The 18216-nt window shown below is 70.9% G+C and carries 15 protein-coding genes, 1 tRNA gene and 1 pseudogene; 11 read left to right on the top strand and 6 right to left on the bottom strand.

Annotated features, from left to right (window positions below; genetic code table 11):
* Positions 1 to 6 precede the first annotated feature (6 nt).
* From H521_RS24880 to H521_RS0103965, 4 genes are all read right to left on the bottom strand, one after another.
* Positions 7 to 2253 carry a bifunctional alpha,alpha-trehalose-phosphate synthase (UDP-forming)/trehalose-phosphatase gene (locus tag H521_RS24880; RefSeq protein ID WP_022891741.1) on the bottom strand — a complete coding sequence of 749 codons (2247 nt, stop codon included), beginning with the start codon at positions 2251 to 2253 and terminating at the stop codon, positions 7 to 9.
* 96 nt (positions 2254 to 2349) lie between these two features.
* Positions 2350 to 4320 carry a YhgE/Pip family protein gene (locus H521_RS0103975; protein ID WP_022891740.1) on the bottom strand — a complete coding sequence of 657 codons (1971 nt, stop codon included), beginning with the start codon at positions 4318 to 4320 and terminating at the stop codon, positions 2350 to 2352.
* A complete protein-coding gene (locus tag H521_RS21425) occupies positions 4317 to 7199 on the bottom strand; it encodes an MMPL family transporter (protein WP_022891739.1) in 2883 nt (960 codons plus the stop codon). The genes H521_RS0103975 and H521_RS21425 overlap by 4 nt, the downstream gene beginning before the upstream one ends.
* Positions 7200 to 7210: 11 nt before the next feature.
* Positions 7211 to 7813 (bottom strand): TetR/AcrR family transcriptional regulator, encoded by a 603-nt coding sequence (locus H521_RS0103965; protein ID WP_022891738.1) that lies wholly within the window; start codon positions 7811 to 7813, stop codon positions 7211 to 7213.
* Positions 7814 to 7909: 96 nt separating this feature from the next.
* On the opposite strand from H521_RS0103965, the gene H521_RS0103960 reads away from it, so the two are divergent.
* The 7 genes from H521_RS0103960 to H521_RS0103925 all read left to right on the top strand — a co-directional run bounded on the left by H521_RS0103960 (position 7910) and on the right by H521_RS0103925 (position 13254).
* A complete protein-coding gene (locus H521_RS0103960; protein ID WP_022891737.1) occupies positions 7910 to 8098 on the top strand; it encodes a hypothetical protein in 189 nt (62 codons plus the stop codon).
* Positions 8099 to 8202: 104 nt separating this feature from the next.
* The gene (locus H521_RS0103955; protein ID WP_022891736.1) at positions 8203 to 8661 is read left to right on the top strand and encodes a hypothetical protein; all 459 of its coding nucleotides are present in this window, start codon (positions 8203 to 8205) and stop codon (positions 8659 to 8661) included.
* A 211-nt stretch (positions 8662 to 8872) separates the two neighbouring features.
* Entirely contained in the window at positions 8873 to 9553 is a 681-nt protein-coding gene (locus H521_RS21420; protein WP_022891734.1) for a biotin transporter BioY, read from the top strand.
* Positions 9550 to 10803 carry an AMP-binding enzyme gene (locus tag H521_RS21415; protein WP_156891272.1) on the top strand — a complete coding sequence of 418 codons (1254 nt, stop codon included), beginning with the start codon at positions 9550 to 9552 and terminating at the stop codon, positions 10801 to 10803. The genes H521_RS21420 and H521_RS21415 overlap by 4 nt, the downstream gene beginning before the upstream one ends.
* A complete protein-coding gene (locus H521_RS0103935; RefSeq protein ID WP_022891732.1) occupies positions 10800 to 11978 on the top strand; it encodes a thiolase family protein in 1179 nt (392 codons plus the stop codon). The genes H521_RS21415 and H521_RS0103935 overlap by 4 nt, the downstream gene beginning before the upstream one ends.
* Positions 11975 to 12664 (top strand): energy-coupling factor ABC transporter ATP-binding protein, encoded by a 690-nt coding sequence (locus H521_RS0103930; protein ID WP_022891731.1) that lies wholly within the window; start codon positions 11975 to 11977, stop codon positions 12662 to 12664. Before H521_RS0103935 ends, H521_RS0103930 begins: the two co-directional genes overlap by 4 nt.
* Positions 12661 to 13254: an energy-coupling factor transporter transmembrane component T family protein gene (locus H521_RS0103925; protein WP_022891730.1), complete on the top strand. Its 594-nt coding sequence runs from the start codon at positions 12661 to 12663 to the stop codon at positions 13252 to 13254. The genes H521_RS0103930 and H521_RS0103925 overlap by 4 nt, the downstream gene beginning before the upstream one ends.
* A gap of 103 nt (positions 13255 to 13357) precedes the next feature.
* On the opposite strand, the gene H521_RS0103920 is transcribed toward H521_RS0103925, so the two are convergent.
* Positions 13358 to 13430, bottom strand: a tRNA-Lys gene (locus H521_RS0103920).
* Between the two features lie 150 nt (positions 13431 to 13580).
* On the opposite strand from H521_RS0103920, the gene H521_RS0103915 reads away from it, so the two are divergent.
* The 3 genes and pseudogenes from H521_RS0103915 (at position 13581) to H521_RS21405 (ending at position 16018) form a co-directional block, all read left to right on the top strand.
* Entirely contained in the window at positions 13581 to 14441 is an 861-nt protein-coding gene (locus H521_RS0103915) for an inositol monophosphatase family protein (RefSeq protein ID WP_022891729.1), read from the top strand.
* Between the two features lie 4 nt (positions 14442 to 14445).
* Positions 14446 to 15368, top strand: a pseudogene (locus H521_RS21410) (LLM class F420-dependent oxidoreductase).
* A gap of 125 nt (positions 15369 to 15493) precedes the next feature.
* Positions 15494 to 16018, top strand: coding sequence for a septum formation family protein (locus tag H521_RS21405; RefSeq protein ID WP_022891726.1), 525 nt, complete (start codon positions 15494 to 15496; stop codon positions 16016 to 16018).
* Positions 16019 to 16196: 178 nt separating this feature from the next.
* On the opposite strand, the gene H521_RS0103900 is transcribed toward H521_RS21405, so the two are convergent.
* On the bottom strand, positions 16197 to 17120 hold the full coding sequence (locus H521_RS0103900) for a DMT family transporter (protein ID WP_022891725.1): 924 nt from the start codon (positions 17118 to 17120) through the stop codon (positions 16197 to 16199).
* Positions 17121 to 17202: 82 nt separating this feature from the next.
* Here H521_RS0103900 and H521_RS21400 point away from each other — a divergent pair, with 82 nt between their 5' ends.
* Positions 17203 to 18099: a LysR family transcriptional regulator gene (locus H521_RS21400; protein ID WP_169513966.1), complete on the top strand. Its 897-nt coding sequence runs from the start codon at positions 17203 to 17205 to the stop codon at positions 18097 to 18099.
* Positions 18100 to 18216: the final 117 nt, after the last annotated feature.

Genomic DNA, 18216 nt, shown 5'->3' with positions numbered 1-18216 from the left:
TCGAGTCTATGGCCAGCGCGAAGGCCCTCCGCGCGTCGCGTCACGGGCATCGGCGAGCCGCTCGAGCAGATCGGCGACGTCGTCGGGGCTGCGCACGCGATGCGTCGCCAGCGAGCGCCCCTGGCCGACCTTGACGCCCAGGTCGTCGCTCTCGAGCGCGGCGAACGCGTCTTCGTCGGTGACATCGTCGCCGACGTAGACGACGGCGCTCGCCCCCGAGTGCTGCCTGAGCCTCGTGAGCGCCTCACCCTTGTCGCTCGGCCGAACCGAGAACTCGAGCACGCCCTTGCCGCTGCGCACGGTGAGCTCGGGGATCTCGGCCTCGACCCGAGCCCGCGCGGTGCGCTGCAGCTCGACCGCGGTGGCCGACGCGACCTTGCGGGTGTGCAGGGCGAGCCCGGCGGGCTTCCACTCGACCCACGCACCCTCGGCGCCCGAGGCCACCTCTTCGAGGATGCGGGTGAGGTGCTCGAGCGCGGCGAGCTCTGCGTCGCGCAGATCGATCGTCACTCCCCCGGTGTCCAGCTGCAGTTCGACGCCGTGAGAGCCGCTGAGCAGCGCGCCGTGCGGCGGGTCGGCCACCTCGCGGAGGCTCTCGAGCGCCCGGCCCGAGACGATCGCGACGCGGGTGTCGTCGAGTGCGGCGAGCCGCTCGATGGCCGTGCGGGCGCGGTTCGTCGCCCGGGCGTCTTCGGGCCGGTCGACGAGTGGCGCGAGGGTGCCGTCGAAATCGAGGGCGACGAGCAGCCGGTCGGTGTCCGCGATGCGGGCGACCGCCGAGCCGAGCCCGTCGGGCACTCCGGATGCGATGATTCCGGCGCCGGTCAACGTCTTCAGGAAGGTCGCCGACCACTTCGCCACGTCGTTCTCGCGCACGCGCTTGCGCAGGGCTCGCATGCGACGGGCTCGCTCCTTGCGCGGCATCCGCGCGGCCTCGACCATCGCGTCCTTGAGCCCCTCGATGTCGTGGGGGTTCACGAGGATCGCCTGCCTGAGCTCGTCGGATGCCCCGGTGAACTCGCTGAGCACGAGCACGCCGTCATCGTCGAAGCTGCAGGCGACGAACTCCTTCGCCACGAGGTTCATGCCGTCGCGCAACGCCGTCACGAGCATGACGTCGGCCGCGAGGTACAGCGCGACCATCTCTTCGCGCGGGTACCCGTGATGCAGGTAGGCGATCGCCTGGTGGCCGAGCGTCGAGTGGTCGCCGTTCAGGCGCCCGACCATCAACTCGATCTCGTCGCGCAACTGACGGTAGGTCTCGACGCGTTCGCGCGACGGGCTCGCGACCTGCACCAGGGTGACGTCCTCGACCGAGAGCCGCTCTTCGTTCAGCAGCTCCCCGTAGGCCTTCAGGCGGTGCCTGATGCCCTTCGTGTAGTCGAGCCGGTCGACGCCGAGCATGATCGTCTCGGGATTGCCGAGGCTCTCGCGGATCTCATGGGCGCGAGCCTGCACCTCGGGCCGTCGCGCGATCTCCTCGAAGCCGGCGGCGTCGATCGAGATGGGGAAGGCGCGGGCGACGACGTGCCGCACGTCGCCGTCGGGACCGGGCACGTCGATCACGCTGCCGCGCGTCGCATAGCCGTAGAGGCGGCGCACCGCGCGGGTGAAGTTGCCGGCATCCGCGGGGCGCTGGAACCCGATGACGTCGGCGCCGAGCAGCCCGTCGATGACCTGGCGCCGCCACGGCAGCTGCGAGTAGATGCCGTATGCCGGGAACGGGATGTGATTGAAGAAGCCGATCACGAGGTCGGGGCGGCTCTCGCGAAGCATCCGCGGCACCAGCTGCAGCTGGTAGTCCTGCACCCAGACGACGGCGCCGTCGGATGCCGCGCGCGCAGCCGCTTCGGCGAAGCGGCGATTGACGCGCACGTACGCCTCCCACCATTCGCGGTGGTACGACGGCGGCGCGATGACGTCGTGGTAGAGCGGCCAGAGCGTGTCGTTCGAGAAGCCCTCGTAGTACTCCTCGAGCTCCGACTCCGAGAGCGGCACCGGCACGATGTTGATGCCGTCGTGCTCGAACGGGTCGAACTCGCGGTCGGCGATGCCGGCCCAGCCGATCCAGGCGCCGTCGGCGGCGCGCATCACGGGCTCGAGAGCGGTGACGAGCCCGCCGGGTGAGCTCTTCCACCTGGTCTCGCCGTCTGGGCCGCGCTCGTAGTCGACCGGCAGTCGGTTGGAGACCACGATCATGTCGTAGGCGGCATCGACGTAGAGTTCGTCGCGTTTCGGTTCAGGGGCGTGCATATCGGCGAAAGTCCCTCCTGGCGCTTTCCTCAGGCTAACAGCCGGTGGCGCCACGTCCGGCCCGGGCGCGATCGATGTCGCCGCTCCCGGCCGAGTTCAGCCGAGCGCGGCCGCGGCGAATCCGATCGAGCGGATGCCGCGGCGCCGACCGATCACGATGCCGGTGCCGATCACGCCGACGAGACCGAAGACCGCGAGCACGCCGGCGGCCATCGCGATCGCTCCCCCGGAGGCACCGGCGACGATGAGCTGCATGCCCTGCACGGCCCAAGTCAGCGGCAGCAGCGGGCTGATCGCCTGGAACGGGACGCTCAGCACCTCGATCGGATAGAGCCCGCCCGACGCCGTCAGCTGCAACGCCACGAGTACGAGCGAGACGAGCAGGCCGGCGCGACCGAGCCACACCGTGAGGAAGGCATGCAGCGCCGTGAAGACGAGCGCCAGCAGGGCTGCGAAGGCGAGCGTCTGCGGCAGCAGCGTCCATGCGACGCCCATCGCGCCGTGCAGCAGCAGCACCACGGCGACCGCCTGGGCGAGCGCGAGGAGCCCCGCCCGCGCGAGCGTGCGCCAGACGAGCCCGCCCGTCGAGGCGGTGCTGCGCAGCGCCTCTCGCCCGAACGGGCGGAACACGAGGAAGAGCGCCATGGCACCGAGCCACAGCCCGATCGGCACGAAGAACATGCCGATCACCTCGCCGATGCCGGCGATCTCGTGGTCGCGGCTGGCGGCGACGGTGACCGGCTCGGCCACCACGTCGGCCGTCGCTGCACCGTCGATGTCGCTGAACGCCGCAGCGCTCTCCGCCCCGGAGGTGAGACCGCTCGCGAGCGAGCTGGCGCCTCCGGCGAGTTCGGTCGCACCCGTCGCGGCATCCGTGGCGCCCGTCGTGAGTTGACCGAGGCCGACGGCGAGCGAGTCGACGCCGGTGGCGAGGCCCTCGATTCCGGCTGTCAAGTCGGTGGCACCGGTGCGAAGGGCCGCGGATCCGCCCGAAAGCTGCGCCGCACCGCTCGACAGGCCAGCGATGCCGCTCTCGAGTGCGGGAAGCCCGGAGGCGCCCGCCGCAAGCGGTGCGCCGAGCTGCGTCTGCACGCCCGTCAGCGTTCCGCTGACCGTCGCGAGATCAGCGTAGAGGCCCGGTACCGCCGCCGGGTCGGCGCCGGCGAGGAGCTTCTGTGTGATGTCGGCGAGCTTGGCCTCGTTCTCGGCCACGAGCCCGGTGTACGTCGTGATGCCGGCGCCGAGACTGCTCAGACCGGCCGGTCCAGACGTTTGAGCTGCGAGCTGCGAGAGTCCACCCGCGAGCCCATCGACACCGGCCGTGTAGCTGGTGACGCCCCCTGCATAGCTCGCGGCGCCTTCGGCGGCGGCTGCCGCACCGCTCGCCGCCTCGCTCGCGCCGGACGCCGCCGAGGCGACGCCGCTCGAGAGCGTGCCGAGTCCGCCCGCGAGCGAGCCCGCGCCCGTCGAGAGCTGCGTCGCGCCGTCGGCAGCGTCGCCGAGCGAACCGCCCATCGTCGCGAGATTCGTGTAGAAGCCCTCGAGGTACTGCGCGGTGAGCTCACGACCGAAAGTCGCCGACATCGCATCGCCGACCGATTGCGCGACGGCGCCCGCGAGGTAGCCGTGCGCGTCGTCGGTGCGGATGTCGAGGTTCGCCTTGGTGGGCGCTTCACCCGAGAGCGAGGTCACCGACGCGGAGAAGTCCGCGGGAATCGTCAGCACCGCATAGGCGTCGCCGGCGGCGAGCAGGTCTGCCGCCTCCTCGTCGTTGGAGATCTTCCACTGGAAGCCCGCGGTGTCGGGGTCGGTCAGTTCGGTGACGAGTTGACGCCCGGCGAGCACGGCCTGATCGCTGCCGTCGGGCAGGGTCATCGTGACCATCTCGTCGTTGTTCACGACCACGGCCGGCACGTGCTCGAGGGTGTCGCCGGCACCGCCGAGCGCGCCGGAGACGAGTCCCGAGACGGCGAGCGGCACCGCGATGACCGCGGCGACGAGCACCCCGTAGCGCACACGGCGCTGAGCAGGAGTCGAGCCGAAGAGTCGGGAGAGTCGGGTGCTCATTGCAGGGCCTCCTGTGTCGAGACGGGTTCGATGGTGCGGATGCCGCGTGCCGCGAGTTCGGGTGAGGCCTCGGGTGACACTGCCCCGCGGCCGAGGCCGACGATGAGCGCCACCTGGGCGGGCACGAGCGCGGCGAGCGCGCGCCAGAGCTCGCCGCTGGCCGAGCCCGGATCGTCGTCGAGATCGACGACGACGGCCTTCGGTCGCTCGGCGAGCGCGGCGGCGACCGCCACGAGGGTGCGCGCCTCGACGCCGAGGGCAGCGAGCGGAGTATCGACCGTGAAGCGCGGGCCGTCGGCGCCGTGGCTCGCGGCGAGCGCGGCACGAGCCACCCAGTTGCGAACGAGCGTGTTCGACGGAGCGAGGCGATACCACGGGCGGGTGGCGTCGAGCCGGCCGGCGATGAGCTCACCGACCGTGCCGCCCGGCGCGGCATCCGCTGCGAGCTCGGCGATCGCCACGCCGCGCATGACCGTGCCGGCGCCCGACGGAAGCGGCGAGCCGAGCACCGCGAGACGGCCGTCGACTGGGTCGAGCCGACCCGCGAGCGTCGCAGCGACGACACGGCGGTCGACCGTCTCACCCCGCACGACGAGCACGCCGCCGATCGGCACCTCGACGGTGAGCGGACCGATCGGCCGCTCCGGGAGTCCGAACACGGCTGCGTCGGCGTTCACGGCGGCCGGTCGCGACGCCGCCCACGCCTCCTGTTCGAGGTGGGCCCGCAGCCCCTCGCCCTCGATGTCGACGTTCGGCAGCACTCTCGCGAGCCACGTCGGCAGCCACCACGCAGCTCTGCCGGCGAGCGCCATCGCGGCGGGCACGAGGGTCATCCGCACGAGGAACGCATCGAAGGCGACCCCCACAGCGAGCGCGAAGGCGATGCCCTTGATCACTCCCGACCCCTCTGGCACGAAGGCGAAGAAGACGAAGAACATGATGAGCGCGGCCGCCGTGACGACACGTGCGGCGTGCTGGAAGCCGTGCACGACGGCTTGACGCGGCTCGCGAGTCTTCACGAACTCCTCGCGCATGCCCGACACGAGGAACACCTCGTAGTCCATCGCGAGGCCGAACAGCACCGCCATCAAGAGGATCGGCAGGAAGCTCAGGATCGGACCGGGCTCGACGTGCAGGAGGTCGGCGAACCAGCCCCACTGGAAGATCGCGACGGTGACGCCGATCGCGGCGAACGCCGAGAGCAGGAAGCCGAGCGCGGCCTTGACCGGCACGAACACCGAACGGAACACCATGAGCAGCAGCACGATCGACAGGCCGACCACGATGAGGGCGAACGGGATGAGCGCGTCGGCGAGCCGGTTCGAGATGTCGATCGCCACGGCCGTGTACCCGGTCACCGCGATGGGCGTGCCGAGGTCGGCGGTGATCGAGGGCTCGAGCTCGCGGATGCTCTCGACGAGCACCTTGGTCGCCGGCGCATCCGGTGCGCTCTCGGGAACCACCTGGATGATCGCGGTGTCCGCCGTCTCGTTCGGCAGTCCCTCACCGACGTATGCGACGTCGTCGAGCTGGCCGATGCGATCGCCGATGGCGTCGAGGTCGTCGAAGATGTCGGTCGTCTGCGTGATGTCGACGGTGACGATGAGCGGGCCGTTGTAGCCGGGGCCGAAGCCGTTCTCGATCATCTCGTAGGCCTCGCGCTGGCTGGAGCCCTCGGTGCCCGAGCTGTTCGGCAGATTCAGGTCGAGGCTCACGGCCGGCACCGCGGCGGTGCCGAGCAGGGCGATCACGAGCACCACGAAGACGACCGGCGCCTTCAGCACGAGGTCGACCCAGCGACGGCCCATCGTGCGCTTGCCGCTGTCGTCGGCGGCGTTCGCCCGCCGATGCGCGCGACTGCCGGGCTTCGGTACGAGCCGTCGGCCGAGCACGCCGAGCAGTGCCGGCAGCAGCGTGACGGCCCCGGCCACGGCGATCAGTACCGCGAAGGCCGCGCCGACGCCCATGACGCTGAGGAACGGGATTCCGACGACGAGCAGGCCGAGCAACGCGATGATCACGGTCAGGCCGGCGAACACGACGGCGCCGCCGGCCGTGGCGACGGCCTCGGCCGCCGATTCCTCGGGGTCGTGGCCCCTGGCCAGCTGCGTTCGATGGCGCGAGAGGATGAAGAGCGCGTAGTCGATGCCGACCGCGAGGCCGATCATCACCGCGAGCATCGGCGCGGTCGACGACACCGTGGTGAAGGCCGCCACGATCGAGATGCCGCCGAAGGCCGCCCCGACGCCGACGAGGGCCGTCAGCAAGGGCATGCCCGCCGAGAGCAGCGAGCCGAAGGTGATGATGAGCACGACGGCGGCGAAGAGCACCCCGAACACCTCGGTGATCGTCAGGCCGAAGCTCGTCTCCTGGAAGACGTCGCCGCCGAAGGCCACGGTCAGGCCCGCGTCGCGGCCGGTCTCGCCCGTGGCGAGCACGGCGTCGAGAGTGTCGGCCGTGACCTCGGTCGACGGGCCGTCGAACTGCAGCTGGAGGTACGCGGTGCGGTCGTCGCTCGAGATCTGGTCGCCTGCGTACTCGTCGAACGGGCCGAGCACGCTCGCGATGCCGTCGACCTGCTCGAGTTCGGCCTCCATGGCCTCGATCGCGTCGCGATACGACGGCGATTCGACGGATGCCCCGTCAGGTGCTTCGACGACGGCCTTCGCCGAGGCACCGGCCGTCTGCGGGAACACCGCGGCGAGCTGGTCGATCGCGGTCTGCGACTCGGTGCCGGGGATCGCGAACGAGTCCTGCAGTTGCCCGCCGAGCCCGAGCCCGGCACCGAGCAGCGCGCCGAGGGCGAGCACCCAGGCGACGATGACGTACCAGGCCCGCCGGAACGCGAATCGGCCGATGCGGTGGAGGAGGAGTGCCATGGTCGGGCCTCTCAGTCGGGGAGGCCGTCGGCCGTGAGCAGCAGTTCGGAGAGCACGGTGATGAGCGCGTCGCGCACGTCGTCGTCGGCGATCGGCCGGGCGTCATCGTCGTCGAGGAAGGTGGCACCGGCGACGAGCGTGTACGTCGCACCGGCGAGCGCGACACCGAAGCGCATCTGCTCGGCGATCGTCGCGTGCTCGTCGCAGATCGAGTCGGCGAGGCCGCGGATGGCCGTGTTCGCACGTTCGATCACGGGCAGGCCGCGCAGCGACTGGCCCTGGTTGACGAAGGTGTGCACCGCGAGCCGGTTGCCGAGCAGGAAGTCGACGAAGCGCTCGATGAACACGGCGCGCGCGGCTTGACCGCGACCGCCGTCGACGAACTCGCGCAGCAGGGTCTCGAGCCGGTCGATGGCCGGGCCGATCGCCGCCTCGAGCAGCGCCTCTTTCGAGGCGTAGTGATAGAGCACGCTCGACTTCGAGTAGCCGGCGTGGTCGGCGATGTGCTGCAGCGAGCTCGCGGCGAAGCCGACGGTCGCGAACTGCTGCAAGGCGACCTCGCGCAGTTCATCGCTGGCGCGCACGCGGGTGGGCGATGGAGCATCGGTGGGCATGGCTCCACGGTAATTGACCGATCGGTCAGCTTCTGCACGATCGGTCAGATTCACGGATGTCTCCCAGCCCGGCGGCACAGGCGGTAGCGTGGCGGCATGCGCAAGTACCTCTTCAGCGGAGCCGTGATCAGTGCCGTCATCAGCGGCATCGGCGTGGCGAAGGCGACGGCCTCAGGACCGCGCGACTGGCGACTGCTGCTCATGTGGGTGTCGTGGGCGGCGAGCCTCGCGATCGCGATCGGCACGGTCGCGGAAGAGACCAGGCACCCCGAACTCGGCGAATAACCGGGGCCGCGCGGCCATTTCGCGGCGTGTCACGCGCGATCCGCAGCGCTGTGCCCGAAACTGGGACGAACGACCCGAAAACGACCTCACGAGAGGGGCCACCGATGTTCCGCCGCTGGCGCCGTGCACGGCTTGCCGCCCAGGCCTCCGCCCATGCTGCCGCCCCGACGCCGCGCCCTACCGCGGCCGACCTTCGCGGTGAGCACATCTTCGATCTCCTGAACACGAGGTTGTCCGAGTTCATCGGCCCCGGCGGAGGCTGGTCGCTCGTGCGCAAGTCCGACGGCGACACCGACCGCATCTTCCACGCGATGCTGACGCACCAGATCGCCGCCGAGCTCACCCGCGCCATTCTCGACGAGCGCGATTCGGTCGCCGTCGTCGTGCCGGCCGGCGAAGAGACGCTCGCACTCGGTTGGGAGCCCGCGCCGCTCATCGTCTGGGCCGACCCCGTCGAGGTCGCTCCGGTCGAGCAGCAGGCGGCCGAGGCATCCGACGTCGAGGCCTCGGAGCTGCCGACGATCGGCGCTGCCACGGCGCTCGAGGCCGCTCGCGCCGCCTGACCGCCGCTTCGCTGGTCGAACCGCCACTTCACTGGTCGAGCCTGTCGCGAGCCTCCACGAACCAGGCGTCGGCGAGTTCGACCGGCGGGCTCGTGCACGGCGATTCAAAATCGCACGGCGATTCTTGTACGGCTGCATCGAGAAGACGCTCCATCGCGGCTCGTAGCGTGATTTCCGGGCAACTGCCCGCACGCCACGAGAGGGGAACCCGATGAGCTCCGCCCACAGCACCAGCACGAGCGACAGCGACGCGACGACGGCGGTGCCGACACCCGTACCCCGGCGGCCCCGCAGCACGGCTCGCGACCTCGCCCAGATCGCGGTGTTCGCCGCCCTCATCGCAGCCCTCGGCCTGCCGGGCGCCCTCTCCATCGGCGGCGCTGCGGTGCCGATCACCTTCCAGACCCTCGGCGTGATGCTCGCCGGCGCCATTCTCGGGGCGCGCAAGGGCGTTCTCGCCGTGCTGCTGCTCATCGTGCTCGTCGCAGCCGGCCTCCCCCTGCTCTCGGGCGGTCGCGGCGGACTCAGCGTCTTCGTCGGCCCGTCGGTCGGATACCTCCTCGGCTGGTTGCTCGGTGCGGCCGTGATCGGATGGGCGACGGCTCGCCTGCTGCCGCGCTACCCGATCGCGCCCGCGCTCGGGTGGACGGCGCTCGGCGGCATCGTCGCGATCTACCTCGTGGGCATCCCCGTGTTCTCTGTGGTCACGGGCACTCCGATCGGCGCCGCAGCGCTCGCCTCGACCGTCTTCCTGCCGGGCGATGTGTTCAAGGTCGTCGTGACGGTGCTCGTCGCGAAGGGCGTGCACCGCGCCTGGCCGGGCCTGATCGAGCCGCGCTCGTGGCCGTGGGCGCGCCGCTCCGTCGCCGCCGAATCGACCGGGACCGCGTGAGCGACTGGCTTCGGGGACCGCGCGACGGACTCGCCCTGACGTTCGGCGGCAACGCCGTGCGCTATGGCGAGCTCGCCGATGCGGTCGCCGCGGCCTCCCTTCCGCCGGGCGACGACCTCGTCGTCTGCCCGGTCGGCACCGACCCGGTGCACCTCATCGTTCGCGTGCTCGCTTGTCTGGAACGCGGTCGTCCCGTGCTCGTCGGCGGCGAATCGAACGAGCTCGGCACCGGCGGCGAGCGCGGCGAGGCCGCGCGCATCTCGGCGGCCCTGCCGGCCGGCACCGAACTCGCAGTGCTCACCTCCGGCTCCTCCGATGCCGCCGCGGCACCGCGGGCCGTCGCCCGTACGAGTGCTTCCTGGCTCGAGTCGGCCGCGCCGCTCGCCGAGATCGCCGGGCTCAGTGCCACCGACCGGGTCGCGGTCACCGGCCCACTGCACGTCTCCATGCACCTGTACGCCGCCCTGCACGCGCTCTGGCTCGGAGCCGCCGTCGGCGACGAGCTCGACGGAGCGAGCATCGTGCACGCGACGCCGACGCGGTTCGCGCGGCTGATCGAGGGCGCAGTTGTGCCGCCCGCGGCGATCGTCGCCGGAGCGGCGATGAACGACGGTCTCCGGGCGCAGGCGGCGCAGCGCGGCATCCGAGTGACCGAGTACTACGGCGCAGCCGAACTCTCCTTCGTCGCGGCGGGCGACGGCGGGCCGCTGTCGCCGTTCCCCGGCGTGGAGGTCGAGCTTCGCGCCGGCCCCTCCGGTGACGAGGTCTGGGCCCGCTCGCCCTACCTCGCGCTCGGCGTCGTGGGCGGCGGCATGCTGCGTCGCGACGAGCGCGGCTTCGCCACCGTCGGCGATCTCGCCGAACGCGTCGGCTCTGACGAGTTCCGCGTGCTGGGGCGCGGCGATTCCGCAATCACCACAGCCGGCACGACGGTGCTGGCCGAAGACGTCGAAGCGCGCCTCCTCCGCCTCGGCGGAATCGCCGCGGCGGCGGTGGTCGGCGAACCCGACGAACTGCTCGGCGAGCGCATCGTCGCGGTCGTCGAGCTCGACGGCACGGCGGATTTCGCCGCGATCGTCGCCTCGGCACGATCGGCCCTGTCCGCTGCGGAACGCCCGCGACGCTGGTTCGTGCACCCGGTTCCCGACACCGCCTCGGGCAAGCCCGCTCGCGGAGCGCTGCGTGCCGCGCTCGCAGCCGGCACTCTCGGTTCGCCGTACCCGCTCGCAGCAGACAGGAGCCAAGCATGACGCGTGAGCCGAACCTTCGCTCCGCACCGGTCATCATCGCGGCCCGTCGCACCGCGATCGGCACCGCGGGGCGCAGCTTCGCCGGCCGCACGGTCGACGCGCTCGCTGCGCCCGTCATCGCCGAGGTCGCGCGGGCGGTCGCCCCGAGCGGAATCGCGATCGACGACGTCGTGCTCGGCAACTGCATGGGCCCGGGCGGCGATGTCGCCCGCGTCTCGGCGCTGCGGGCAGGGCTCGGCGACTCGGTCACGGGGGTGACCGTCGACCGGCAGTGCGGCTCGGGCCTCGACGCCGTCATGCAGGCCGCCTCCCGAGTCAGGGCGGGCGACGGCGACCTCTTCATCGCGGGCGGAGCGGAATCGGCCTCGACGGCGCCGCACCGGCTCTGGGCGCACTCCGGTGAGCGCTACTCGCGAGCCCCGTTCGCCCCGGCCGGGTTCCCCGATCCCGACATGGGGCCGGCGGCCGATCGTCTCGCGGCGATTCGCGGCATCTCACGTGAGCGACAGGATGCCTGGGGTGCGCGCTCGCACGCGCGCGCCGCTTCGGCCCAGGCGAGCGGTGTCTTCGACGGCGAGATCGTCGACGTCGACGGCGTCATTCGCGACGATCGCCCGCGCGCGTCGATGAACGAGGCACGACTCGCGAGGTTCTCCCCCGCGTTCCCTGTCGCCGACCACGCATCGCCCCAGGAGTGGCCGGGCAGTGGTACCGTCACGGCCGGAAACTCGTGCGGATTCTCCGACGGCGCGGCAGCCATGGCCGTGACGACCGAGCAACTCGCGCGCGAACTCGGCCTGCCCTCGCTCCGCGTGCGAGCCGCCGCCGTCGCCGGCGGCGACCCGTCGCTGCCCGGCCTCGGTGCCGCGCCGGCGGCCCGTCTCGCGCTCGCCCGAGCCGGCATCGACCCCGGCGAGCTCGGCTTCGTCGAGATCACCGAAGCGTTCGCAGCCCAGCTGCTCGCCGTCAGCGACGAGCTCGGCCTCGACGAGTCGATCATCTCGGCCGATGGCGGGGCCATCGCCCTCGGCCACCCGTGGGGCGCATCCGGTGCAGTGCTCCTCGTGCGACTGGCCTCCCGCATGCTGGCGTCCGACGACGCTCGTCCCGGCCTCGCCGCGTGCTCCATCGGCGGCGGCCAGGGCATCGCCATGATCGTGGAGCGTGCATCATGACCGAGATCGTCTTCGACCGGGTGAGCCACGACTTCGGACCCGACCGCGTCGTCGACGACGTCTCGCTCGTGCTCGCCGAGCACCGCATCGGCATCGTCGGCGCCAACGGCTCGGGCAAGTCGACGCTCGCCCGCATGATCAACGGCCTCGTCACCCCGAGCTCCGGCCGGGTCTCGGTCGGTGGTCTCGATCTCGCCCGTCACGCCCGCGAGGTGCGCCGCATGGTCGGCTTCGTCTTCACGAACGCCGACAACCAGATCGTCATGCCCACGGTGCGAGAAGATGTCGCCTTCACGCTGCGCCGGCACAAGCTCGACCGAGCGGATGCCGCGGCGCGCGTCGATGCCGCGCTGCAGCGCTTCGGCCTCACCGAACTCGCCGACCGCCCCGCGCACCGGCTCTCGGGCGGGCAGAAGCAATTGCTCGCCCTCGCCGCGGTGCTCGTGGCCGAGCCGTCGATCATCGTCGCCGACGAGCCGACCACCCTGCTCGACGCACGTAACGCCCGCCTCGTGAGCGAGCATTTCGCCGAGCTCCCCCAGCAGCTCGTCGTCGTGAGCCACCACCTCGAACTGCTCGAGGAGTTCGATCGGGTCATCGTGATGGAAGGCGGCCGTGTGATCGCCGACGATCGCCCCGGCCCCGCGCTCGACGTCTATCGCGAGCTCATCGGCAGTGCACGATGATCGGGGTCTTCCACCCCGGGCGGTCGCTCCTGCACCGTGCGCCCGCCCTGCTGAAACTCGGCCTCCTCGCGGCGTTCGTCACCGCCGTCGCCCTGCAGGGGTCGCTCATGGCACTCGCCGTAGCATCCGTGCTCGTCATGGTGCTGTTCCTCATCGCATGGCTGCCGCTGCGGCTTGTTTGGCAGCAGGTCGTTCCGATCCTCTGGCTGCTCGCGTTCGCGGTGCCGGTGCAGGTCGTGTTCGGCGGCTGGGAAGCGGCGGCGATGATGGCGGTGCGCCTCGTGCTCGCGGTCGCGCTGGCTGCGCTCTACACGCTGACGACGCCGGTGTCGGCGACCCTCGACGCGATGCAGGCGCTGCTGCGGCCGTTCCGGCGGTGGATCGACGCCGATCGCGTCGGCCTGACGCTCGCCCTCACGATCCGCTGCGTGCCGCTGCTCGCCGAGATCGTTCGAGAGGTGCTCGAGGCCAGGAAGGCCCGCGGTGCCGAGGGGTCGATCGCGGCGCTGGCGGTGCCGGTGATCGTGCGAGCGCTGCAGACGGCCGAACACCTCGGCGACGCGCTCACCGCGCGCGGGTTCGACGACTGAGACGACAGCGCGATGGGTGCGGCAGGTGCGGCGGGTGTGGCGGGTACAGCCGCTGCGCAAATGAAAAAGCCCCGAACCCGGCGAGAGGTTCGAGGCTTGATCGTGCACCCCCTGGGACTTGAACCCAGAACCCACTGATTAAGAGTCAGTTGCTCTGCCGATTGAGCTAGAGGTGCGTTGCTTTCGCATGTTTCAGTTCAGATTTCCAACAACCCGAACCGAGGAATCACATTATCAGGAGAACCCACCGTTGCACCAATCGAGCCCCGGATTCGGCGCAAGCGCACCGGCGTCGCCCGTCGCGGCGCCGCGATAGCCTGATCAGCGTGACCGCCGACCCTCAGCATGATCTCACCGCCGATCTCGCGCTCGCCCTCGACGTCGCCGATCTCGCCGACGCCGTCTCGATCGCCCGGTTCCGCGCGATCGATCTGGATGTGCAGACCAAGCCCGACCGCTCTCCGGTCACCGAAGCCGACCTCGCGGTCGAACGCGCGATCCGCGAACACATCGCAGCGGCCCGCCCCGGCGACGGCATTCTGGGCGAGGAGTTCGGCTCGGAGGGCGACTCTCGGCGGCAGTGGATCATCGACCCGATCGACGGCACGGCGAACTTCCTGCGCGGGGTGCCGGTCTGGGGCACGCTCATCGCGCTCGCCGTCGACGGAGTGCCGGTCGTCGGCGTGGCATCCTCGCCGGCGATGGGCCGCCGGTGGTGGGGCGCGACCGGCCTCGGCGCCTGGACGACGACCTCGGCCGCCGAAGCCGGCGCGAGCGAGTCGATCACCGAGGTCTCGGCCGCATCCGTGCCGGGCGCGCGACGCCTGCAGGTCTCGGGAGTCTCCTCGCTCGCCGATGCCTCGCTGAGCTTCCAGAGCCTCGCGCAGTGGCGCGACGCCGGCTACCTCGATCACCTCCTCTCGCTGTCGCAGCAGGTCTGGCGCGATCGCGCATACGGCGACCTCTGGTCGTACATGCTGCTCGCCGAGGGGCTCATCGACATCACCGGCGAGTTCGACGTGAAGTCGTACGACCTCGCGGCCCTGATCCCGATCGTCGAAGAGGCGGGCGGTCGCTTCACCTCGATCACCGGGGAGCCCGGCCATTCCCACGGCAGCGCCCTGGCGACGAACGGGTTGCTGCATGACGCCGTGCTCGCGGCCCTCGATTCCACCAAGGAGGCCTGACCGCGTGGAACTCTGCATCTTCACCGAACCGCAGCAGGGCGCGAGCTACGACGATCAACTCGCGCACGCGACGCTCACCGAGCGACTTGGATTCCACGGCTGGTTCCGCTCCGACCACATCCTCGTCATGGGCGAGACCGACCCGCTTCCCGGCCCGACCGACGCGTGGGTCACGCTCGCGGGCCTCGCCCGCGAGACCGAGCGCATCCGGCTCGGCACCCTGGTGTCGTCGGCCACGTTCCGGCACCCGTCGCTGCTCGCGATCCAGGTCGCCCAGGTCGACGCGATGTCGGGCGGGCGCGTCGACTTCGGGCTCGGCACCGGATGGTTCGCCGAGGAGCACGAGGCCTACGGGGTTCCGTTCCCGGCGAGGCGCTTCGGCATGTTCGAGGAGCAGCTCGCAGTGCTGACCGGGCTGTGGTCGACACCCATCGGCGAGACGCTCGACTTCGTCGGCGAGCACTACACGCTGAAGGGCTCCCCTGCGCTGCCGAAGCCTGCACAGTCGCGCATGCCCGTGATCTCGGCGGCTCGGGACTGCGCCGCACGCCCGCGATCGCGGCTCGGTTCGCCACCGAATTCAACATCGGCTTCCGCTCCGAAGAGATCATCGCCGCAGCCTTCGACGGTGTGCGAAGCGCGTGCGAGCAGATCGGTCGCGACCCGGCGACGATGCGCACCAGCGTGGCGCTGCCGACGGTCGTCGCCGCCGACGATGCCGAATATCGGCGCCGTCTTGCTGCGATCGGCGCCGACCCCGAAGAATTCGCCACGGTGAACATCGCGGGCTCCCCCGCGGCGGCGGTCGAGAAACTCCTCCGCCTGCGCGAACTCGGTGCCGACCGCGTCTACCTGCAGCTCGTCGATCTCCGCGACCTCGAGCACCTCGAACTCATCGCCGCAGAAGTGCTGCCTCACCTGCGCTGAAGCGCGAGCATCGGTTTCCGATCTGCCGCTATGCTGACACCGAATCATCCGGATGAGGCGGGGGCGTCGGTCTGCACTACGGCCCTCTCGTGGTCATCGATCCCCGAACCGAGAGGCCTTACCCCGTGAACTCTGCCACGCGCCGCACGCTGACGCGCGCACTCGTCTCCCTCGCCGCCGTCGCGGTGGCGATACCGCTTTCCGGATGCAGCATGGTCCGCGACCTCGTTGGCGGCCCGGCGCCGCAGCCCGAGCGCGACGACACCACTCAGGAGATCGTCGAGGAGGGTGACGCCGACGTCTTCGCCCTCATGGTCGGCGACTGCATGAACGAGGTGTCCGAAGAACTCGTCTCCGAGGTTCCCGTCGTTCCGTGCGACCAGCCGCACGACGAAGAGGTCTTCTTCGACTTCACCATCGAGGGTGAGGAGTACCCCGGCGACGACGCCGTGCAGACGCAGTCCGACGAGGGCTGCCTTGCACAGTTCGAGACGTTCGTCGGCCTCGCATACGACTCGTCGACACTCGACTTCTACGCCTACCGGCCCTCGCAGGAGAGCTGGGAGAGCCTCGACGACCGCGTCGTCTCCTGCGTCATCTACGACCCGGCGGGTCAGGTGACCGGCACCCTCGCGGCTGCCGCTCGCTGATCGACTGAGCAGACGGATGCCGCGTGGCGCGCCCTCGGGCGCACCACGCGGCATTTCTCATGCCTGGCGGGGCCTCCTGCGGCTCCAGGCGGCATTTCTCACGCCTGGCGGGGCCTCCTGCGGCTCCAGGCGGCATTCTCACGCCTGGCGGGGCCTCCTGCGGCTCCAGGCGACATTCTCACGCCTGGCGGGGCCTCCTGCGGCTCCAGGCGACACCGGCGAGGCAGAGCACGCCGCCGATCATGCCGAGCACGGTGGGCAGCTCACCGAGCAGCAGCCATGACAGCAGCACCACGATCGCTGGAACGGCGAGCGTCGCCGAGGCGGTGGCGCCGGCGGGGCTGCGCTTGAGCACGTAGGCCCACAGCAGGAACGCGACCGCCGTCGGGAACACGCCGAGGTACACCACCGCCAGTACGGCGGGCACCGGCGCCCCGCTCAGTTCCACCACCGTCTGCGGGAGGAACGGCAGCAGCACCACGGCGCCGACGACGCAGCCGATCCACGTCGCGCTCAGCGCGTCGGCTTCACGCAGTGCCACCTTCTGCACGAGCACGCCCGAGGCGTAGAGCGCGGCGGCGAGAATGCCGAGCACGATGCCGAGCGGTTCACTGTGCGCGCCGACACCGCCGGTCGCGATGACCACGACGCCCGCGAAGGCGATGCCGATTCCGACCATGAGCGGTCTCGGAAACCCCTCCTTCAGCAGCGCACCGGCAGCCAGGGCCACGAGGAGCGGTGCGATGTTCACGAGCATCGCGACGGTACCGGCGTCGAGGTGGCGCTCGGCGATGTTGAGCACGAGCGTGTAGCCCGCGAACCAGAGCACTCCGTAGACCGCGATGAGCGCGAGGGCACGCGGTCCCGGAAGCGGTGGCCGCCGCCAGACGGCGATGGCCACGAGCACGGCGGCCCCGACGAGCTGCCGGCCGAGCGCAAGGGGACCCGGGGAGATGGCATCGCCGACCGCACGGATGGCGATGAACGCCGACGCCCACAGCACCAGCACGATGAGCATCGCCGTGAGCACCTTCCAGCCGATCGCCGCGGACGGTGCGGTCGTTGTGACGGCGCTGGGAGAGGTGTTCGCGGGGAGGCTCATCCCTCTAGCCTGTCGCCCCGTTCGCCTGAGTAAAAGTGAACGTTTCTATTGTTTCGTACAGCGGCGCTGTACGATCGTCAGCATGGTGGACCCACATCGACTCCGCGTGTTCCGAGCCGTCGTGCAGACGGGCTCGATCAATCGCGCAGCCGCCCGGCTCGGATACACGCCGTCGGCGGTCAGCCAGCACGTCAGCACGCTGCAACGTGAGACCGGCCTCACCCTCATCGAGAAACGGGGTCGCGGCATCGCGCCGACCGCCGCCGGCATCGCCGTGGCCGAGCGGGCCGATCGCGTGCTCGACCAGCTCGCAGACTTCGACTCGCTCGCCGATGACCTCCGGTCCGGCCGCAGCGGCACGGTGCGCATCAGCTGCTTCATGTCGGCCAACCGCGCCTGGATGCCCGCCATCGTCGCAGCGCTCGTTCGAGAGTTCCCCGATCTACGGCTCGAACTCGGTCTCATCGAACTGCCGGGCCGGCAGGTCGGCGAGGCCGACCTCGAACTCTACGTCGCCGAGTCTGTACGCGGCGACCGAGACCCCGCCGTGGCCGACGGCAGCGTCGACGGCTACGACATCGAGCTCCTCCTCACCGAGGGCTACGTCGCCGTCGTGCCGATCACGCATCCGCTCTCGACGCGGCATGCGGTGACGCTCGCAGAACTCGCCGGCGAGCCGTGGATCGACAATGATCATGCCCACGGCCCGTGCCGCGAGATCACCCTCGCGGCGTGCAACGAACTGGGATTCGCCCCGCAGTTCCGCCTCGAAGCGCCCGACTACGCCACGGCCTTCGACTACGTCGCCCACGGCGTCGGCATCACGGTGCTCCCCCGACTCGGCGTGATCGACCCTTCCCGACGGGGTGGTCGTGCTGCCGATCGCCGACGGCGACGTGCAACGGCGCATCATGCTGCGAGTGAAGCGGTCGATGCGCATGCATCCGGCCGTGGCGCGCATCTCGGCGCTGCTTCGTGAGGCCGCCGACGCTGCCGACTCTGCCACCCCGGTCGCAGAACCCATCGAACCGAGCGCTGAGCGCTGAGACGACGAAGGCCGCCCATGGGCGGCCTTCGGGGTTTCCTCAGTGTGCGA

This window comes from Agromyces subbeticus DSM 16689 (assembly GCF_000421565.1).
GTDB lineage: Bacteria > Actinomycetota > Actinomycetes > Actinomycetales > Microbacteriaceae > Agromyces > Agromyces subbeticus.
Note: the sequence above shows the minus strand (reverse complement) of the source record. Positions and strands in the feature narration are given on the sequence as shown.

What these genes read in the sequence shown, in the direction of transcription:
- H521_RS21425 (WP_022891739.1), bottom strand. Translation starts at nt 7,199, where the DNA reads ATGGCACTCCTCCTCCACCGCATCGGCCGATTCGCGTTCCGGCGGGCC.
- H521_RS0103935 (WP_022891732.1), top strand. Translation starts at nt 10,800, where the DNA reads ATGACGCGTGAGCCGAACCTTCGCTCCGCACCGGTCATCATCGCGGCC.
- H521_RS21420 (WP_022891734.1), top strand. Translation starts at nt 8,873, where the DNA reads ATGAGCTCCGCCCACAGCACCAGCACGAGCGACAGCGACGCGACGACG.
- H521_RS0103900 (WP_022891725.1), bottom strand. Translation starts at nt 17,120, where the DNA reads ATGAGCCTCCCCGCGAACACCTCTCCCAGCGCCGTCACAACGACCGCA.
- H521_RS0103960 (WP_022891737.1), top strand. Translation starts at nt 7,910, where the DNA reads ATGCGCAAGTACCTCTTCAGCGGAGCCGTGATCAGTGCCGTCATCAGC.
- H521_RS0103925 (WP_022891730.1), top strand. Translation starts at nt 12,661, where the DNA reads ATGATCGGGGTCTTCCACCCCGGGCGGTCGCTCCTGCACCGTGCGCCC.
- H521_RS0103930 (WP_022891731.1), top strand. Translation starts at nt 11,975, where the DNA reads ATGACCGAGATCGTCTTCGACCGGGTGAGCCACGACTTCGGACCCGAC.
- H521_RS0103975 (WP_022891740.1), bottom strand. Translation starts at nt 4,320, where the DNA reads ATGAGCACCCGACTCTCCCGACTCTTCGGCTCGACTCCTGCTCAGCGC.
- H521_RS24880 (WP_022891741.1), bottom strand. Translation starts at nt 2,253, where the DNA reads ATGCACGCCCCTGAACCGAAACGCGACGAACTCTACGTCGATGCCGCC.
- H521_RS0103955 (WP_022891736.1), top strand. Translation starts at nt 8,203, where the DNA reads ATGTTCCGCCGCTGGCGCCGTGCACGGCTTGCCGCCCAGGCCTCCGCC.
- H521_RS21400 (WP_169513966.1), top strand. Translation starts at nt 17,203, where the DNA reads ATGGTGGACCCACATCGACTCCGCGTGTTCCGAGCCGTCGTGCAGACG.
- H521_RS0103965 (WP_022891738.1), bottom strand. Translation starts at nt 7,813, where the DNA reads ATGCCCACCGATGCTCCATCGCCCACCCGCGTGCGCGCCAGCGATGAA.